The organism is Kluyvera georgiana ATCC 51603 (assembly GCF_001654985.1).
Lineage (GTDB): Bacteria > Pseudomonadota > Gammaproteobacteria > Enterobacterales > Enterobacteriaceae > Kluyvera > Kluyvera georgiana.
The window spans coordinates 46,734-66,831 of the sequence record NZ_LXEU01000047.1; the positions used below are offsets into that span (position 1 = coordinate 46,734).

General features: G+C 54.8%; 12 protein-coding genes and 1 pseudogene. 6 read left to right on the forward strand and 7 right to left on the reverse strand.

The features are described 5' to 3' along the window. Nucleotides 1-190: 190 nt before the first annotated feature. Both M989_RS11610 and M989_RS25875 read right to left on the reverse strand, forming a co-directional pair. Nucleotides 191-1,504: a glycoside hydrolase family 10-like protein gene (locus tag M989_RS11610; protein ID WP_064545405.1), complete on the reverse strand. Its 1,314-nt coding sequence runs from the start codon at nt 1,502-1,504 to the stop codon at nt 191-193. Between the two features lie 90 nt (nt 1,505-1,594). Continuing rightward, nucleotides 1,595-1,948 (reverse strand): hypothetical protein, encoded by a 354-nt coding sequence (locus M989_RS25875; protein WP_209438764.1) that lies wholly within the window; start codon nt 1,946-1,948, stop codon nt 1,595-1,597. Between M989_RS25875 and M989_RS11620 the strand changes: the two are divergent. After that, nucleotides 1,881-5,086 (forward strand): annotated as a pseudogene (locus M989_RS11620) (molybdopterin cofactor-binding domain-containing protein). The gene M989_RS25875 and the pseudogene M989_RS11620 sit on opposite strands and share 68 nt — an antisense overlap. A 43-nt stretch (nt 5,087-5,129) precedes the next feature. After that, entirely contained in the window at nt 5,130-5,588 is a 459-nt protein-coding gene (locus M989_RS11625; RefSeq protein WP_064545409.1) for a (2Fe-2S)-binding protein, read from the forward strand. 45 nt (nt 5,589-5,633) lie between these two features. Here M989_RS11625 and fdhF read toward each other — a convergent pair whose 3' ends face one another. Both fdhF and M989_RS11640 read right to left on the reverse strand, forming a co-directional pair. Then, nucleotides 5,634-7,787 (reverse strand): formate dehydrogenase subunit alpha, encoded by a 2,154-nt coding sequence (gene fdhF / locus M989_RS11630; protein WP_083965151.1) that lies wholly within the window; start codon nt 7,785-7,787, stop codon nt 5,634-5,636. Nucleotides 7,788-7,998: 211 nt separating this feature from the next. After that, nucleotides 7,999-9,447: a nucleobase:cation symporter-2 family protein gene (locus tag M989_RS11640; RefSeq protein ID WP_064545414.1), complete on the reverse strand. Its 1,449-nt coding sequence runs from the start codon at nt 9,445-9,447 to the stop codon at nt 7,999-8,001. Nucleotides 9,448-9,857: 410 nt separating this feature from the next. Here M989_RS11640 and ygfT point away from each other — a divergent pair, with 410 nt between their 5' ends. Then, nucleotides 9,858-11,798, forward strand: a complete 1,941-nt coding sequence (ygfT, locus tag M989_RS11645) for a formate-dependent uric acid utilization protein YgfT (protein WP_064545416.1) — start codon at nt 9,858-9,860, stop codon at nt 11,796-11,798. Continuing rightward, nucleotides 11,795-12,259, forward strand: coding sequence for a 4Fe-4S dicluster domain-containing protein (locus M989_RS11650; protein ID WP_064545418.1), 465 nt, complete (start codon nt 11,795-11,797; stop codon nt 12,257-12,259). The genes ygfT and M989_RS11650 overlap by 4 nt, the downstream gene beginning before the upstream one ends. Nucleotides 12,260-12,360: 101 nt before the next feature. On the opposite strand, the gene ssnA is transcribed toward M989_RS11650, so the two are convergent. The 3 genes from ssnA to M989_RS24590 all read right to left on the reverse strand — a co-directional run bounded on the left by ssnA (nt 12,361) and on the right by M989_RS24590 (nt 17,603). Beyond that, nucleotides 12,361-13,695: a putative aminohydrolase SsnA gene (gene ssnA / locus M989_RS11655; protein ID WP_064545420.1), complete on the reverse strand. Its 1,335-nt coding sequence runs from the start codon at nt 13,693-13,695 to the stop codon at nt 12,361-12,363. Beyond that, the gene (gene ygfK, locus M989_RS11660) at nt 13,692-16,763 is read right to left on the reverse strand and encodes a putative selenate reductase subunit YgfK (protein ID WP_064545422.1); all 3,072 of its coding nucleotides are present in this window, start codon (nt 16,761-16,763) and stop codon (nt 13,692-13,694) included. Before ygfK ends, ssnA begins: the two co-directional genes overlap by 4 nt. Nucleotides 16,764-17,018: 255 nt before the next feature. After that, entirely contained in the window at nt 17,019-17,603 is a 585-nt protein-coding gene (locus M989_RS24590) for an NTP transferase domain-containing protein (RefSeq protein ID WP_074398777.1), read from the reverse strand. 38 nt (nt 17,604-17,641) lie between these two features. On the opposite strand from M989_RS24590, the gene yqeC reads away from it, so the two are divergent. Both yqeC and yqeB read left to right on the forward strand, forming a co-directional pair. After that, nucleotides 17,642-18,400 (forward strand): selenium cofactor biosynthesis protein YqeC, encoded by a 759-nt coding sequence (gene yqeC / locus M989_RS11665; protein WP_064545424.1) that lies wholly within the window; start codon nt 17,642-17,644, stop codon nt 18,398-18,400. 42 nt (nt 18,401-18,442) lie between these two features. Beyond that, entirely contained in the window at nt 18,443-20,068 is a 1,626-nt protein-coding gene (yqeB, locus tag M989_RS11670; RefSeq protein ID WP_064545426.1) for a selenium-dependent molybdenum cofactor biosynthesis protein YqeB, read from the forward strand. Nucleotides 20,069-20,098 lie beyond the last annotated feature (30 nt).

Genomic DNA, 20,098 nt, shown 5'->3' on the forward strand with positions numbered 1-20,098 from the left:
GATGAAGTCTTTTTATTATTTATTCATAATGCTTGTTTTCGATACTACGGGGAGCGCAGCGGCGGCTGCAAGCTTTTTTTCTTATTATTCGTGAGATAAGAAGATATTAATGAATATAATTCACACCGATGTAACTTATCTCTATTTTTATTAAAGGAATCAGCCAGTAGTGGCTGATTCCTTGTGGTTATTATTTCCCCCAGCGGCTTTTTAAATAATCGACGGCCTTCTGCGTTTGCGGCTGTTCCAGATAGCCTTCACGGAACAGAATCGTACCGTTGATGTTGGCAGCTGATTCATTCAGGTCGATTTGCTTTTTCAGCTCGGGCACGCCGCCTTCGATGGTCCAGTCCGGCTCATTCCTGGAGGGTTCACCCACTTTATACAGCGCGATGCCAATATACAGGCGCGTGTTGGTCGGTTTAACCACATCAGCCCACCATTTGGCCAGCACGTCGTAACGCGCTGCATCACGGGCAAACGGCCAGTAAATCTGCGGGGCGATATAATCGAGCAGACCTTGTTGCACCCACTGACGGGTATCAGCATAGGATTCATCGTAGGCTGCCGCACCGCGAGTCTCCGAACCTGCCGGATCGTGCGAACGGTTACGCCACACGCCGGCAGGACTTACGCCAAACTCGACATTCGGCTTCAACTGTTTAATGGTGCGGGAGACCTGGGCGATTAATTCCTGCGTATTGTGTCGACGCCAGTCTGCTTTAGAAGCAAACCCCTGGCCGTAACGACGGAAGGTAACCGTGTCGTTTAGAGAGGAACCGGCGGTTTCGGTATAGAAATAATCGTCAAACTGCACGCCATCGATGTCATAGCGTGAAACCACCTCGGCAACGATGCTGGTGATCCAATCACGCGCTTCCGGAATGCCAGGGTCGAGGACAAAACGATCGCTGGCCGTGCGAATCCAGTCACGATGTAACACAAACACGCTCGGAGCCGTCATAGACAAAGTGTTATTGAGCGCGGTGACGGTAGAAGGTTTGGTATTGGTCGAAACCCGATACGGGTTGAACCAGGCATGGACTTTCATGCCGCGTTTGTGCGCTTCGTCGAGCATAAACTGCAGCGGATCGTAGCCAGGATATTCGCCAATATTCCCGGTCATCACATCAGACCAGGGGAGAATGTCCGATTTCCACAGCGCCGTCGCATCCGGTTTCACCTGGAAAAAAACGGTGTTGATACCGAGGCTTTTCAAGTTATCCAGCTTCGCTCGCAGCGCTGCCTGCTGTTGTTCAACGCGCAGGCTGGCGTTTCCTGCACTGATGGAACTTATCGGCGGCCAGTCCAGACGTGAGACCGTCGTCAGCCAGACGCCACGCATCGGTTCGTTGCTCTGCTGTGAACTACCCGGTTTCACGGTAGAGGATGGCGTCGTCGATTGTTTCGAATCGCAGCTAACCAGTAAGAACGCGGCAACGATCAGCGCGCTGGCCTTTTTCAGGGTGGAGAGGCGGGAAAAACGAAAAGAGCTGGAAGTCATAGGTGCCGTTATTCGGGTTGTCACGAGTGGGGAACATTTTCGTACTATTTGCGGCGAAGTCAATCGCTTAGCCAGCAGGGAGCGTGACCTTTACTGACCCTGACCAGCGAATGTTCGGTTAATGCGCGCTAAGCCATTATTATTTTGATAAAAACCGATTATTACTTTGATAATTTCCGTACAGCACGGCACGAATTCTGCCCATTCCTCGTTCGACAGACCGTTTTCGCCCTGTGATTTACCATTAACGCGGGCGCAATCAAAAAAACGCACTCTAACATCCACCTCGTTGATTTCTGGCACAAATCTTGGATTCGTACGTAACGATGGGCTTTTCCCGTAACGACTTACAGGATTGATAATAAGGGGGAACGTTATGTGCGCTTTGCGTTCAGCGTCGCCAGGACGCGTGGATGGATTGGCGAAAGTCAAAGGAACCGCCATATACGGCGATGATATTACGTTGCCGGATATGCTCTACGGCGTTTGCCGCTATGCGGATATCCCAGCGGGAAAATCGAAGAGCTGGATCTCAACGAGGCGCTGGCGGTAGAGGGCGTAGTCAGGATTGCGACCTGGCAGGATATTCCCGGCACGCCGGTGGTCGGCGTTATCGTTAAAGATTACCTGCCTATCGTCAAAGATGAGGTGGTCTTTCACGGCGACGTTATCGCCGTTGTCGCCGCGACCACCTATGAGGCGGCATGCGAAGCAGCCGACAAAATCCACGTGCGCTACACGTCTTATGCGCCGCTAACCGACGTGGAATCCGCGCTGGCGCCGGATGCACGGCGAATTCATCCGCATCGTGATGACAATATTGCTGCGCATCACCACACGATTAAAGGTGATATCGAAAAGGGATTTGCCGATTCCCGGCAAATCCTTGAGCGTGAATATGAGGTGGGATTCCAGGAACACGCCTATATTGAGCCGGAAGTGGTGCTGACCTGGCTTGATCCTACCGATGGCAGCCTGATTATTTCAGGTTCCATTCAGAACCCGCACCGGGTGCGCGGCTTTGTGGCCAAATTTATGGGCTGCCCGCAGAGCCAGATTAACGTCAAGCGCGCGGTGATGGGCGGTTCATTTAGCGGTAAAGACGATGTGATTGACCATCTTGCCTGCCGCTCCGCGCTGCTGACACGGTTGACCGGAAAACCGGTAAAGTTCGCCTATACCCGCGAACATTCCATCATTGAAAGCTGCAAGCGCCACCCGTACAAAATGAAATACAAAGTCGGCTTTAGCGATGCCGGACGTATTCAGGCAATGAAAGTCGATATTTTGGCCGACAGCGGCGGCTATGCGGCCTCATCGCCGTTTGTCACCTGGCGTTCTTCCGTACAGGCGGCAGGGCCTTACGCCATTCCTAACGTGTATATCGATGTGAAAGCGATATACACCAACAACAGTTATACCTCGGCGATGCGCGGTTTTGGTTCACCGCAGGTGGTTTATGCGAATGAATCGTTGATGGATGAAATTGCCGAGTATCTGAATATTTCACCGGTTGAGATACGTGAAATCAACGCGTTACGTCAAGGTGCTACGTCCGTAACTGGCCAGGTTTTCGATCAGCATACCGTGTCGGCACGTGAGGTGCTGAAAAAGGCCGCCGCCTCGGCAGAGTTTATGGCCAAGCGTAAGCATTACCATGTGTTGAACGAACAGGGGGGCGTCTATCGTTACGGCATTGGGTTAGCGCTCAGCTATCGCGGCTGCTCCATTGGCGCGGAAGGGGTCGATACCTCAACGGCATTGATTCAGGTGAATGAGGACGGCAGCGTTAACCTCTCCACGTCGGTGTCGGAGAATGGTCAGGGGTTACAAACCACCATGTCTTTGATCGCTGCAGAAGCCTTCGGGATTGCGCTGAGCGATATTCACTTTAGTGAACCGCCGACCTCGGTCATTGGTGACGGGGGATCGACAGCGGCCACGCGCGGGACGATGGTGGGCGGCGGGGCAATTCTGGACGCGGCAGAAAAGATTAAGCGACGTATTCTGAGCGTCGTGGGTGAGACCATCGGCGCGACGCGGCTTGAAGATACCCGCTGGCAGGACGGTTTTATCATCAATAAACAGGATGATAGCCAGCGGATTGCGTTTAACGACGCGGTCAACAAAACCAAATGGGCTAGCGTCAGCCTGACGGAATACGGCTGGTTTGTGCCGCCGCCGATTCACTGGGATGAGGAAAAAGGCTGCGGCAGCCCGTACTTCACATGGGTATATGGTTGCCAGGTGGCGGAAGTGCGGGTGAACATCAGCACGGGTAAGACCGACCTGCTGCACGTCACCGCCGCGCATGATGTGGGGCATGTGATTAATCCGGTCGGTTTTGAAGGCCAGGTGTGCGGCGGCGTGGCACAGGGCTTCGGGTACGCCTTGCTGGAAGATTTTAACATTGAGCATGGGCAGGTAAAGTCGGAGAACTTTGATAGCTACCTGTTGCCAACCATCAAAGACATTCCCGCCATTACGGTGATCGGGGTGGAAAACCCGGATAAAGCGGGCCCGCTGGGGGCAAAAGGTATCGGCGAACCGGCGACTGAGCTGGCGGCGGCGGCCATCAATAACGCCGTGAGCTTTGCGCTAGGCACGCGTTTTAATAAGCTGCCGCTGACGCTGGAACAGGTGATTCTTGGCTACAACCTAAAGAAACCGGCGCGGCAGAGTGAACTGATGATTGAGCAGGAGAACAAAAAGCAGGTGCTACGGCTGACCGACGTGACCGTGACGCGGCCGAAGACGCTGGATGAAGCCTTGGTACTGCTGAAAAGTGACGGTGTCACGGCTATCGCGGGCGGTACCGATGTGATAGTTCAGGGGCGTCTGCAAACCAAATCGATGAAGCTGGTTGATATCTCTCGTCTCAGTGAACTGACCCAGGTGACGGAAGATCCGGACAGCCATGAGGTGTCTATTGGTGCGGCGGTTACCTTTAACCGTATTACCGATCATCCTTTGCTGCGTGAACGTTACCCGCTGCTGGTGCAGGCCTGTCATACCGTCGGCTCTCATCAGATTCGTAACCGCGCCACCATCGGCGGCAATATCGTCAACGCCGCGCCGTGCGGCGACTCAATCCCACCATCGATTCTCTACGACGCCAGCGTTGAACTGCGTTCCCACGCTGCCACGCGTCGCATGTCGCTGGCCGAGTTCCTGCTCTCAGGCTACAAAACCCAACGCCAGCCGGATGAGTTGCTCACCCGCGTGATCCTTCCGCCGCCAGCGCATCCAAAAGCGAAGGGATTCTATCATCAGCTTGGACGACGCAACGCGCTGAACATTACCCGTCAGAGCTTAACCGCGCTGCTGGAGTTCGACGCTGACGGTACCGTGAGCTACTGCCGCCTGGTTGACGGTGCGCTGTTCAGCAAACCGCAGCGTCTGCTCGACGTTGAGCGTTGTCTGCTGGGTCAGCGCATCACGCCGCAAACCATTGATAGCGCCTGCGAGGTACTGGACAAGCTGATTTATGCCGCGATCGGCAAACGCTGGTCTGCCGCCTATAAGCAGCCGGTTTTTGTCAGCATGTTCCGCGACATGATGGCGCAGGCATCCACTCAATAATCAATGAAAGCAGGGCGCTCTGCGCCCTGTCGAGGATAAAACGATGAGTATCATTAAAGTTAAGGTCAACGGCAAACTGGTGGAAGCCAAAGTAGAAGGTAATATGCGTCTGCTGGATTTGGTTCGCAACACGCTGAAGCTAACCGCGACAAAAGAAGGTTGCTCTATTGGTGAATGCGGTGCCTGTACGGTGATGATGGACGGCAAAGCGGTCTGTTCCTGCCTGGTGCTGGCAGAACAATGCGACGAGGCCGAAATTACCACCCTGGAAGGGTTAAACGATAACCCGATCACCCAAAAATTGCAGAAAGCCTTTGTTGAGAAAGGCGGCGTTCAGTGCGGATTCTGTACGCCGGGCGTGTTGGTAAGCACCACTGCGTTACTGGAAGACGTCCCGCAGCCGAGCGATGAACAGCTAAAGGATGTGCTGGAAGGGAATATTTGTCGCTGCACCGGCTACCAGCCGATTCTTGATTCAATCCACCACGCCTTAAAGTCATAATGCGGGTATGGCGCGCCGGGGAGGTTGAAACCTCCCCAACGCCGGTTACGCGTGACTCTCGCTGCATTCCCGCAGCTGTGCTTTGAGCTTCGCATACTCTTCTATGACATAGCGTTCTGCTGCCGCCTGATCGGCAATCGCCTCTACCCGTACCGCACAATACTTGTATTCCGGCGTTTTGGTGATGGGGCTAAGATTTTCCGTGACCAGCTCGTTACAGGTGCCGATCCACCACTGGTAGGTCATGTAAATCGCCCCTTTATTGGGCCTTTCGCTGACTTTGGCCCGGGTAATAATTCGCCCTTTACGCGAGTTCACCCACACCAGCGCTTCATCGACAATACCTAAACGCGCTGCGTCGGCGGTATTGTTCTGAGCGTAACCCGGTTCGTCGGCCAGCGTCGAGAGCGCCGAACAGTTGCCGGTCATCGAACGGCAGGAGTAGTGTCCCACTTCACGTACCGTAGAGAGCACCATTGGAAATTCTTCGGTTAATTTATCGATTGGCGCCACCCAATCACAGGTGAAGAGTTTCGCCAGCCCGTTGGGCGTGGAGAAGCGATGTTCAAACAGCCATGAGGTTCCCTTATCCTCCGGCGATTCATCCCGACATGGCCACTGTACGTACCCGAGTTCGCCCATTTTCTCATAGGTGGCGCCGAAGAAATCGGGACATAGCAGCCTTAGTTCATCCCAAATTTCCTGGGTATTGCGGTAGTGCATCGGATAGCCCATACGGGTGGCAATTTCACTGATAATCTGCCAGTCGGTTTTCAGATCCCACTGCGGCTCTACCGCTTTAAAAAAACGCTGGAATCCGCGGTCTGCGGCGGTATAAACACCCTCATGTTCACCCCACGACGTCGAGGGGAGGATGACGTCGGCCGCTGCGGCGGTTTTGGTCATGAAAATGTCCTGCACAATCACCAGCTCCAGCGTCTCAAACGCCTTACGCACCGCCGACAGCTCGGCGTCGGTTTGTAGCGGATCTTCGCCCATAATGTACGCCGCGCGGACTTCCCCATTGGCCGCACGATGCGGTAGCTCGCTAATACGATAGCCGGTATGCGCCGGCAGGTTTTCGACGCCCCAGGCTTTCGCGAACTTCTCGCGGTTTTCGGCGACGTTCACGAACTGATAGCCCGGATAGGTATCCGGCAGGGCGCCCATATCACAGGCTCCCTGAACGTTATTTTGCCCGCGAACCGGGTTGACGCCGACGCTCGCTTTGCCCAGATTGCCGGTCAGAATCGCCAGGCTGGTTAGCGCGCGCACCGTCTCTACGCCCTGGTAGAACTGAGTGACGCCCATACCCCACAGAATGGTGGCCGTCGTGGCGCGGGCATACAGTCGGGCGCACGCGCGAATATCCTGCGCGCTAACGCCGGTAATCTCTTCAACCGACTCCGGCGGATAGCTTTCGACAATTTTGCGGTACTCTTCAAAGCCCTCAGACCGCTGGGCAACAAAAGATTTGTCGTAGAGATCCTCCGCAATAATGACGTGGCCGATGGCGTTTAACAGTGCGATATTCGAACCATTTTTTAGGGCCAGATGCATATCGGCAATCCGGGCGGTTTCAATACGCCGGGGGTCACAGACAATAATTTTTGCGCCGTTTCGCTTCGCATTAAGCACATGATTGGCGACGATAGGGTGAGAATCTGCCGGATTGTAGCCGAAGATAAACACCAGGTTACTGTTATCAATTTCGGTGATGGCATTGCTCATGGCGCCGTTACCGACCGATTGGTGCAGACCTGCAACCGAAGGGCCGTGTCAGACGCGCGCGCAGCAGTCGACGTTATTCGTGCCGATGACCGCGCGGGCGAACTTTTGCATCACATAGTTGGTTTCGTTGCCGGTACCCCGCGAAGAGCCGGTCGTTTGAATGGCATCGGGGCCATATTGGGCTTTGATCTCGCTAAGCCGCGTGGCGACATAATCCAGCGCCTCGTTCCACGAAACGGCTTCCAGCTTGCCGCCGCGCTGGCGACGTATCATCGGCGTTTGCAAACGTGGCGTCAGAATGCGGGTATCGTGGACAAAATCCCAGCCGTAGTAGCCTTTCAGACATAGCGTACCCTGGTTATTTTTGCCCATCGCCGCTTCGGCGCGCACGATTTTACCGTCGTCGATAACCAGCCTTATTTTGCAACCTGCGGCACAGTAGGGGCATATGGTAGTGACGTTTTTCATGGCGAACATCTCCTCCTTAAAAAGGGTCGGTCGATGAAACGGCTAAAAAAAGGAAAACAAGCAAAACCGACTCTGAATTCCTAATGCCACAGCCGTCTGGACAACCGGCATACTGAGCAGTACCAGCACGAAAGCGGCGATCGTTAAACGTAATAGCATGGTGGCCTCCCTGTGTGGCAAGCGTCGCCGAACGACGCCTGCGAATCAGCGATTATTCTTCCTGATTTTGCTGTTTTTTGACCTTACGCATCAGCAGCAGCATGCGCATGGTGCGCGGCTGGCGGTGAGAAACATGAGGATCGGGAATCAGGCCGGTATGCTTGTTGTAGCCGTTAAAAAACAGGTTCAACGTTACGGCGCTGAAGGTGGCAAGCATAATTCCGCTATGCAGCAGCGGTTGTAACGCGCTGGGGAACTTCGAGAAAAAATCGGCGGAAAGCGTTGGCGTGAGGCCAACCCCCAGACTTATTGCGACGATATAGAGGTTATAACGATTAGTTGAATAGTTGATGCGGGCCAGAATACGGATCCCTGTCGCCAGAACCATGCCAAACATGACCAACCCAGCCCCCCCGAGGACGAACTGCGGAATCGAGGCCACCAGCACTGCCATTTTAGGTACCATGCCAAATAAAATCAGGATCCCGCCGGACGCGACACAGACCCAACGACTATGAACACCGGTGACACCCACCAGCCCAATATTCTGCGAGAATGACGTGTGAGGGAAGCTATTGAAAATGCCGCCAAATAGCGTTCCAAAACCATCGACACGTAAACCACGTACGATATCCTGCGGCGTTAATTTGCGACCCACGATTTCACCCAGGGCTAAAAACATCCCCATCGATTCAATAAAGACGATGATGACCACGGCAGTCATCGTAAGAATAGAGATCGGATCAAAAATCGGGGTGCCAAGCGCCAGCGGAGTCACAATGGCAAACCATTTCGCGTCGTATAATCCAGCGAGGCTGACCTCATTCATCATCATTGACAGGATAAAGCCGAAAATAATCCCCAGCAGCACCGCGACGTTAGACATAAAACCTTTCGCAAATCGGGTTACCAGTAGAATAAATAGTAATACCGCAAATGAAATGCCGAGATAAACGGGACTGCCATATTCCGGGTTACCTTTACCACCCGCCGCCCAGTCAATACCAACCTGGATGATGCTTAAACCTATAGAAGTAATAACAACACCGGTAACGAGAGGCGGAAATAGCGGCATTAATTTACCGATCAGCGGCGCAATAAGCGTGGTAATAATCCCCGCACCGATTGTTGCGCCGAAAATACCCATCAACCCAATATCGGGATTCACGCCAATCGCCAGCATCGGCGTGACTGCGGCGAACGTGACTGACATAATCACCGGCAGACGAATACCCATAAATCGGCCAATGCCAATACATTGTAATAGTGTCACTACGCCGCAGCAGAAGAGGTCGGAGCTTATCAATAGGGCAACGGTGTCTTTACTTAACCCTAACCGGTTGCCAATCATGAGGGGAACGGCAACAGCTCCCGCGTACATCACCAGGACATGCTGTAATCCAAGAATGACCAGCTTGCCCGGGGGAAGGACACGCTCCACCTCATCTACCGCTTTGTTGCTACCAGTGACCGATGGTGGCTGAGAATCAATGGCGCTCATAATATGTTTCTCCTTAATGTTTCACCGTTGGCCATTCATGGCCAACGGTGTTATCAACGAACAGCGATGAAATCTCTGAGATCTATGCTTAGGTAATGCCAGTTTTTTATCCGATGGTGATTTGATTGTGGAAATGCGTTTTTAATCACAGAAAGTGACATTGCCTAACGCTGAAAGCAGGCTTTTATGAGAGGACGGGTAGTGCTATTTCTCAGAGTGAGAAGACTTAATCATTATGACTCGCAATATGATTCATATCATGCTGATAGCGTAATTTTTTTTGCGGCGATTTCATCATCATTTTTTGATGCCGTTGGCAAAAATAAACTTCATTTAGCAAGAAAGGAAGAAAGCGCCTGAATATTGCATCGCGACCCTTGAAGAATATCTGAATAATAAAAGGGAAGCCAATGAACCGATTTATTGTTGCTGATGCTACCAGCTGTATTGGTTGTCATGCCTGCGAGATTGCCTGCGTTACCGCCCATCATCAGGATAACTGGCCGCTACATCGCCACGATTTCATGCCGCGTATTCATGTTGTTTTCCTCCGCAAAGAGAGCCGTACCGCCACCTGTCGCCACTGTAATGACGCGCCCTGCGTGGCTTCCTGCCCAACAGACGCCCTTTATTTCGCCGATAACAGCATCCAGTTGAAGCAGGAAAAGTGCATTGGCTGTAAGAACTGCGTCATCAGCTGCCCATTCGGGGCCATCGAAATGGTGGCAGCCAACGAAGACGCGCCGCCGCTGGCGCAGAAATGCGACCTGTGTAGCGAACATCCCAGCGGTCAACCGGCCTGTGTGGCAACTTGCCCAACGCAGGCGCTGCGCTTGATGGATGCACAACAGCTCGAAAAATTACGCCGTGAACGCCAGACGCGTACTGTGCTCGGACAGCCGGTGCAACCGCGTCAGCCTGGCCGTCGCGAAATGTTTCTGGCAAAACCGCCTCGCGTCGGGGCCAGGAAGATGGACGCCGCGCAGCGCAAAACGGATTTCGAGGAGATTTATTACGGTTTGTCCTGTTCAGACGCCGAATATGAGAGCAAGCGCTGCCTGAGCTGCGCGCAGAAAGCATGGTGCAACTGGACCTGTCCGCTGCACAACCACATTCCCGATTTTATTCGCCTGGTTAATGAAGGAAAAATCATTGAAGCGGCGGAGCTATGCCACCAAAGCAGTTCGCTGCCGGAAATCTGTGGCCGCGTTTGCCCGCAGGATCGTTTATGTGAAGGGGCATGTACGCTGAAAAACGAGGGCGGCTCGGTCGCGATTGGTAATCTCGAACGCTACATCACCGACACCGCGCTGGCGATGGGCTGGCGTCCGCAGGTGGTTGGCGTGACGCCGCGTAAGGAGCGGGTTGCCATTATTGGCGCGGGGCCTGCGGGGTTGGGCTGCGCTGATATGCTGGCGCGTGCGGGCGTGCAGGTGGATGTTTTTGATAAGCATCCGGAAATTGGCGGGCTGCTGACGTTCGGCATCCCGCCCTTCAAGCTGGATAAAGGGATCCTCGGTATGCGCCGGACGATCTTCAACGAAATAGGCATTCAATTCCATCTGAACCAGGAAGTTGGCCGTGATGTCGACTTTAACGATTTAGTCGCCAGTTACGACGCGGTGTTCCTCGGCGTCGGTGCCTATGGCCTGATGGCGGCGGGGCTCGAAGGTGAAGACGCGCCGGGCGTGATCCAGGCGCTGCCGTTCCTGATCGCCAGTACCCGTGAGGTGATGGGTCTGGAAGAGAGTCCTGAGTATCCGCTTATCGACATCCAGGGCAAGCACGTTGTGGTGCTGGGCGGCGGCGATACCGCGATGGACTGCCTGCGTACGGCAGTGCGACGCGGGGCCGCGAGCGTGACCTGCGCTTATCGTCGTGACGAGCTGAGCATGCCGGGGTCAAAAAAAGAGGTGGTCAACGCGCGGGAGGAAGGCGTGGAATTCCAGTTCAACGTCCAGCCGCAGTATATCCAGCGCAACCGCAAGGGGCAGGTCAGCGCGGTCGGCATGATCCGCACCGACATGGGCGAGCCGGGCCCGGACGGACGTCGTCGCCCGAGACCGATTGTCGGCTCTGGCTTTGAGCTACAGGCGGATGTGCTGATCATGGCATTTGGTTTCCAGGCCCACGATATGCCGTGGCTACGCGGCCAGGGCGTACAGTTGGACCGCTGGGGGCAAATCCGTACCGGTGGAGCCGGTCGCGGCACCACGCAAACCAGCAACGACAAGATTTTTGCCGGCGGTGACGCGGTACACGGCGCAGATCTTGTCGTCACGGCGATGGCGGCGGGGCGTCAGGCCGCCAGTGAAATGTTGACGCTGTTCAACAGCAAGGAGGAGGCATGACCAGCTTTATCATGGCAAATCCAGCGGCTTGTATCGGCTGTCGCACCTGCGAGATAGCCTGCGCGCTGGAGCATGCCACAGAACACGCGGCGTTCGCGCCGCGCTTAACGGTGCTGCGTCTGGATACGCTTAGCGTGCCGGTAATGTGCCATCAATGCGAAAATGCCCCCTGTGTGGGGGCATGCCCCGTTGGCGCATTAAGCATGGGGGACGAGCGAGTGGAAGCCGATGCCGCCCGCTGTATTGGTTGTCAGAGCTGCGTGGTGGCCTGTCCGTTTGGTGTGATTACCGTAGAGGTGAGCAAAAATCAGTTGGCAACAATTGTGAAGTGCGATTTGTGTCATGACCGCGAGCGCGGCCCGGCCTGTATTGACGTCTGCCCAACCTCTGCGTTAAGCAAAATCACCGGCGAGGCGCTGGCGGAAATGCAAAAGCAGCGCAAGATAACCACCGCGTTCTGACGTGATTGCCGGGGACGAGTGGCTTCCCCGGCAACAATAGGTATAGCAATTTGTTTTAGTTGGCCCGGTAAACCTTGCGTTTACCGGCCATTGATTGTGGATCAGTCTAGCCCATCCATCCGTTTCCACATCTTCGCCGCTACGTTGCGCGCCTCGGCAAAGATCGGCTCGCAGTCGAAGGTAAACTCACGGTTTTCATACACCATCACGCCGTTGACCATCACGCTGTGCACGCTGCTCGATCCCATGCCAAAGGCGATATGTCCGGCGATGTTCTCCGCCACTAGCGGGGTAGGCGGCAGATAATCGCAGACGGTGAGATCCGCTTTATAACCCTCTGCAATACGGCCAAACTGTGCATTGAAGTTGCGACTGAGCAGGGTATTACCGTTGCTGAGCGCGCGAGCAAAGCTGTCTGGCCAAAGCGGGCCACCGGCGTCGCGGTGTTTAAAGAAGGCGAACTTCAGCTCTTCAAACATGTCGGAACCTATGCCGTCGGTACCCAGCGCCAGATTACGATAGCGGGTGAGCTTGTGGTTATAGCCCACGTGGTTATTCATGTTGGAACGCGCGTTATGCACCAGGAAACCATCGTGCTCATTGAGCAAGGCGATATCGGCATCAGAGAGATACAGGCCGTGAGCAATCAGCGTTTTACTGTCGATGAGGTCAAATTCCGCCAGGCGAACCAGCAAATCCTTACCGTAGTGATGGTGGCTATGTGAGACGTCGTAACTGTCCTCCGCCGCGTGGATATGCAGCCCGCGCCCGGTCGCTTTTACCGCTTCGCTGAGCATGGATAAACCCTCATCGGTCACGGTGAACGGCGCGTGTGCGCCGATATGCGCCTCGACCAGATAGGGCTCTTTCCCCGTTTCCCGCGCGCGGTCTATTTCGCGCGCAAAACGGATATTCTCTTCCACGCTGGCCTGTAGCTCTTGCTGACCGCCGTTACGATCGGTGGTTTCAAAGCAGGTCATGCCGCGCAGACCGACTTTCAGGAAAGCGTTACGCAGTTGGCTGAGTGACCCGGCAATGTAATTTGGCGAGGCATGATGGTCGATGACCGCCGTACAGCCGCTGCGAATCGCCTCCATCGCGCAGATAAGCCCGCTGTAGTACAGCGATTCTTCGTCCAGCGCGCGGTCCAGCCGCCACCATAGGTTTTTCAGCGTGGAGATAAAGTCCGGGCTCGGGGCGATATTGGCCTGAATGCCGCGCGATAATCCTGAATAGAAGTGGTTGTGGGAACAGACCATCCCCGGCATCACCAGCTTGCCGTGCATCTCTTTGATTTTTGCCTGCGGGTATTGATGGCAAAGATCGTGCCCGACCGCGACGATATCCGTATGTTCAATCACGATATCGACATTTTCCTGCACCATTGCCGGATAGAGTTGGGCGATGGTGGCGTTTTTCAGCAGTAACTGGCTCATACTTCAACGGCCCCCAGAAGATAGTGGTGATGACGATGGACATGGCTGATGATGCGGCACATGGCGTCCAGCTGCGGTGGTATCTGATTGAACTCCCCTCTGTCGTCGAGGGTCAGCAGCCAGGTCTGTTCATTCTGACGAATATGGACGCGATTTCCCTCAACCAGGAAGCCTGGATTGCTGCTGTTGGTGAAATCCTGCGGCAGGCTGAAAACGGTGATTTTGTCTTTGTACGGTTTACCCTGCCAGGGGCAGAACTGGGCGCAGTTGCCGCATTCATTACAGTAGGCGTCAAGGTGCAGCGTCTGATAGCGGTTTTCAAAGCCGGGAACGGCAATGGAAACGTTGGCACGGTTCGGGCAAACATCCACGCATTTGCTGCACACATAGTTGCATTCCAGGCAACGGGCGGCTTCCTGAGCAACGAAAGCATCGCGATCGTCTTTGCCGACGTTGGCAACCACGATGGCCCCTTTACGCCGGTAAACTTCGGCGGGATCGACGTTGTTCCAGTGCTTGTCACCATGGTGGCTGCGGATGTTTTCTCGCGCCAGAATGGCATCCGTTGCCCGGCGTGCGTTACCGATGGCAGAAACAATTGACGACGGGCCGCGCTGAACGTCGCCAATCAGGAAAACGCCCGATTTACGGGTTTCACCGTCGGCGTTCACTTCCGGCCAGCCGTTTGCGTCCAGCGGAATGCCCATCTCAGCCAGCGCCTCGCCGTCCTGTTGTTCGCCGATGGCGGTAATCAGCGTGTCGACCTGTAGCGTACAGGTTTTTGCTGTCTCAACCGGGCGGCGACGGCCTTTTTCATCAACATCACCCAGCGCCATGACGCGTACGGTTAGCGTACCGTCGGCATCGAATCGCTCTGGATTATTCAGGAAGCGGAAGGTGACGCCATCGTGTACCGCTTCTTCATACTCCTCGCGCCAGGCGGGCATCTCCTGCTGCGAACGACGGTAGATGACGGTTGCCTGCTCGACACCCGGCACGCGCAGGGCGGCACGGGCACAGTCCATCGCGGTATTCCCCGCGCCTATAATGGCCACGTGCTTACCTAACTGCAGGTTATCGCTGCGGTTATATTCGCGCAGGAAGGACAACGATTTACGCACGTTCGGGTTATCGCCCTGCAGCTTCACGCCGCTGTTTTTATCGGTACCGGTGCCGACCAGAACGTAGCGGAAGCCCTGTTGCTGGAGTTTTTCCACCGTCAGGTGCGGGTCGCAGCCGTAGACAATGTTGACGCCGTGGCTCACCACAAAGTCGATATCCTGCTGGATAAGCTCGCCGGGAATACGGAACTGCGGAATGATATTCCGCACCACGCCGCCCGCGTTGGCTTCGCGTTCAAATAACGTGACACTGTAACCTGCGCGCGCGAGAAAATACCCCGCAGCCAGACCTGCTGGCCCTGCGCCAATCACCGCCACCGGATGCTGGGTACCGGAACCGGCGGGTTTATGCCAGCGACGCTGATATTCATCCCAGCCTTTTTCGAGGGCGATTTTCTTTAATTCACGAATATTCAGCGCGCTGTCGTAGTCGAGGCGCGTACAGTTGTACTGACACTGGTGGTCACAGATATGGCCGGTAATGGCCGGCAGCGCGTTGCGCTGATAGATAAGTTCCAGCGCGTCGACATAACGCTGTTCACCCATCAATCGAATGTACTCTGGGATATCTTGCTTGATGGCACAGGCGCTCACGCAGGGGGCAACGTAGCAGTCAGTCAGCGGCAATTTTTCACCGACATCGATACGATCGTCCGGCTTCCAGTGCTTCTGGGTATACTCCATGCTGACCGCTTTTTCCGCCAGCGCGTTCAGGCGCTTCACGTCGACCTGCGTCATCTGCCAGCCATCGGCCTGTTCCAGTTCGCGCATGCATTCGCTTAATCGCAGATAGCCGCCGGGTTTGAGCAGGTCGGTGGCCATGGTGATCGGACGAATGCCGGTCTCGAAAATATCACGAATGTTAAGCTGGCTGGCGCCGCCGGAGTAGGAGATGGGCAGCTTGCCGTCAAACTCACGCGACAGGAGGGCGGCCACGTTGATCGACAGCGGGAACAGCGCGCGCCCGGACATATACATTTCGTCGCCCGGTAGTGCGCCCTTGTTGTTCACCGTACCGAGGGTATTAGTCAGCTTCACGCCGAAGCCAAGATGTTTAGTTTTGGCCAGCGTCATCAGACGCTTAAGCATCTCCAGCGCCTGCTCAATTTTCAGATCGTGGTCAAAGGAGGCTTCATTCAGGCCGATATAGCCAAAGCCGCAGGTATCGAGAATTTCACGTACCCGCGCGAAGCCCAGCAGCGTTGGGTTGAGTTTCACGAAGGTATTCAGCTGCTTCTCTTCCAGCATATAGCGGCAGATGGCTTCAATTTCGTCAGGCGGACAGCCGTGCATCGTGGAGAGCGTGACGCCCTGAACCAGTTTTGCCGGAATGCGGCTCGCCAGCGCCGCTTTTTCTGGTCGATTTTTCTGCAGCCAGCGGGTCAGTGTATCGCGATACTGGGCAAATTTTGGCTGCGATCCTGCGTTCATCATGTTGTCGATGAACTGTTGCATCGGTGGCTGTTTGATACCTTCGAGGTTATAGCCCACGCTCATATTGAAGATAAACGACTTGCCGTCTTTGACCGGCGTCAGCGGTAGAATCTCCTCCAACAGATGCAGAATAAACCACGCTTTCAGATACTCATCCCAGGCTTTCAGCAGGGTAAATTCGGTGGACCATTCGGTATTGAAACATTCATCTTCCGCGTCGATACAGGGTTTTTCCAGTTCCAGGCGGTCGAGGATCTGTACCGTTTTGAGTTCGATAAACCGTCCGCCGGTCAGCCAGGACGTAATAATGTTTTGCGCCAACTGGGTATGCGGCCCGGCAGCCGGGCCAATCGGCGTCGCGCAGGTTTCACCAAACACGCCGACCTTATGCGGAGCGTTTGGCGTGTAAAATTGCTGTTCCGGGATACCAAAGATGGAACGATGATTCTGGTATTCATCAAAAATACGCGTTAAAAGTTCCTCAAACGGAACGGGACGCATGATATCGCCCATAATCCTCTCCTTAGACTTACCTGTTAAATCATAGTGGCCGGTATTGCGATAATTCCGACGGATAAGAGGAGGTCAGCAACAATCACACCAGATATTGAGATAATAGAGAGAATTCGTGTAGAAATGTGAGAGAGATCTAAAGTTAAAACGGCGTAATGAAGCGTGATTTGGTTTGTTGATGCGAATTAAAATCACTCACACAACGGCGGTATGCTTATTTATCAATAATGATAGTGGTCTATCAAATTGATAATATCATTTGTGCATTGATTTATCGGTTCCGTTATTTAAGCGAATAAAGTCTTCCGGCGTATCGATATCGAGGATAATCGCTGGATTATTAAGCGTGAGAGTACGACAGGGGCCGGAGAGCAAGGATTGCCTTACTGACGTTCGGAGAGGGCCGCTTAAGCACCGCCGTAAATTGTTGGTAGATGAAAGAATGGGATGACCCGGAACCCCCGCGTAATGCGGCAACAGCGTGCCTTCGAAGCGCTGCTGCCAAAGATCATGATAAACGCCATCATTCAGGCACGGCAAATCACCGTGAGTGATAAAACAATAATCATGGCGTAATGCCTGAATACCCGCCTTCACCGAAGAATAGAGGCCTTGACGGAAGTCAGGATTATAAATCAGGGTCATATTGGGCAGGTCTGAATAACGCGTCATGAGTTCCCGATGCCGAAATCCCACCACTAAAATAATATGCGAGCAGCAGCGCTGCGCATTTTTAATACTTGCATCAAGTATTGTGCCATTCTGCCAGGGTAACATCATTTTCCATTGACCCATCCGAGAGGACAGCCCTGCGGCGGTAATAATGCAATCAACCTCCATTTTTATCTTTGCTCCTCAATCCAGGGAATTGGCGTAACATGGAAAATATACCGCACGTTGACGATCTGTTATGTGATTTAAACGCCACTGCCAGCCCTTTATTGATTGCCGCCGTCGGGGCGGGCGGTAAAACCAGTACCTTGTTCTGGCTGGCGGAGCTGTTTCAGCAGGCAGGGCGCCGCGTGCTGTTGACCACCACCACCCACATGTTTATGCCCGACACGTTGCCGGTAACCCTCTGCCGCGATCCGCAGACATTGCCCACCGCATTCTGGCAACAGCCGCTACAGGCCTGTTTTTCTGCCTGGCTGCCGGAGTCAGGAAAGGTCAGCGGTTTCACGCCAGCCCAACTGGACGCGCTCATGGCGAGTGGCCTGGCGGACGTGGTGCTGGTAGAAGCTGACGGTGCTCACGGTTTTGCACTTAAAGCGCCAGATGAGCACGAACCTTGCATCCCTTCTTCCTGTTGTTGCGTAGTTGCCATTACAGGGGCTGGGATGCTCGGAAAACCGATTGGGCCAGCCTCTGTCCACCGCTGGCCACTTTTTTCCTGCATTACCGGGGCCACGGCACATGACGTGCTCACGTGGCCGATGCTGCATCGCCTGGTTCAGCATCCGAATGGCGCATTTAAAGGTGCGCCGAGCGGCTGTCGGCGCATTTGGTTGCTCAACCAACTTTCTCAAAATGAGAATTTGCAGTCTGGCAATTTGATAATGAGAAAGGATGTCGACGCCATCTGGGCCGGGTCGGTCCAGTCGCGCCCGGCGATTACGCGCAGACGAGTGAGAAAGTGACTCCATTCTGGGGTAATGAAGGGATATCCATTTGAGGTTGTTATGAATATTTTCTCAGAAGCGGCAAGACTCGAAGCACAAAACCGTCCGTTCGCGCTGGCACAGATCGTCGATAGTCGTGGCTCCACTCCCCGACATTCCGCGCAGATGCTGATCCGTGATGACGGCAGTATTGTCGGCACCATCGGCGGCGGCATGGTTGAGCGCCGGGTCATTGATGAGGCCCTCGATGCCCTGCGCGAAAAGGCTTCGCGCATGTTTCATGGCCGAATGGCGCGTACCGGGGCCGATGCGGTGGGTTCGGATTGCGGCGGTGCGATGTCAGTTTACATCAGCGTTCATGGCCTGCGCCCCAGACTGGTATTGATTGGCGCCGGTCATGTGAATCGTGCAGTAGCCCACAGCGCTGCGCTGCTGGGTTTTGAACTTGCGGTGGCGGATATTTATCCGGAAAGCCTCAATCCTGAACATTTCCCGCCGTTCACCCAACTGGTCCACGCCGAGAGCTTTGGCGCAGCCGTGGATAAACTGGCCGTTCAGCCGGATAACTATGTGCTGATCGCCACCAATAATCAGGATCGCGAAGCGCTGGATAAGCTGATCGTGCAGCCTACCGCCTGGCTGGGCCTGCTCGCCAGCCGTCGTAAAGTGCAGGTGTTTTTACGCCAGCTGCGCGAGAATGGCGTTGCAGAGGAACACATCGCCCGGCTGCACGCACCGGTGGGCTATAACATTGGCGCCGAGACGCCGAATGAAATCGCCATCAGCGTATTGGCGGAAATACTACAGGTTAAAAATCACGCACCAGGCGGGCTGATGATGGCCAGCGACTCTCCAACGCAGCCGCTGCGGGTGGCTATTCGCGGGGCGGGAGACATTGCGACGGGGGTTGCGCTGCGACTGTGGCATGCCGGTTTTAAAGTGGTGATGCTGGAGGTGGAGAAACCGACGGTAATTCGCTGTACAGTGGCCTTTGCCCAGGCGGTTTTTGACGGTGAAATGACGGTAGAAGGCGTCAGCGCGCGCCGCGTTGCATCTGTCCAGGAAGCGATGCGGGTGGCGGAGAACGGTGCCATTCCAGTGCTGGTTGATCCGCTGTGCGAATCGCTGCGTGAGCTGAAGCCAGACTGCGTGGTCGATGCGATCCTTGCGAAAGAGAATCTGGGGACTCACTGCGGGCTGGCCCCGTCGGTGATTGCGCTTGGCCCGGGGTTCTGCGCCGGAACCGACTGTCATGCGGTGATTGAAACCAACCGCGGCCACTGGCTGGGGCAGGTTATCTATCAAGGCCGCGCGCAGGACAACACCGGCATACCGGGAAATATTATGGGGCACACCGCAAAACGAGTCATCCGCGCGCCCGGTGCGGGCGTGATGCGCGCTCGCGTGAAGCTGGGTGATATTGTGAACGAAGGTGATGCGATTGCTACCGTTGGTGACATTGAGATCCTGGCGCCGCTGAGTGGCATGGTGCGCGGGCTGTTGAATGACGGTCTGGTGGTGGATATTGGGTTTAAAATCGGTGATATCGACCCTCGAGGTGACAACGCGGACTATACCAGCGTATCGGATAAGGCGAGGGCGATTGGCGGTGGCGTGCTGGAGGCACTCATGACGCTAACAAACCAGCGCATTAAACAGCAGAATCGTCGCCCGGTAGAGGCATAAACCCACGCCGGGGAGGCTCAAAGCCTAACC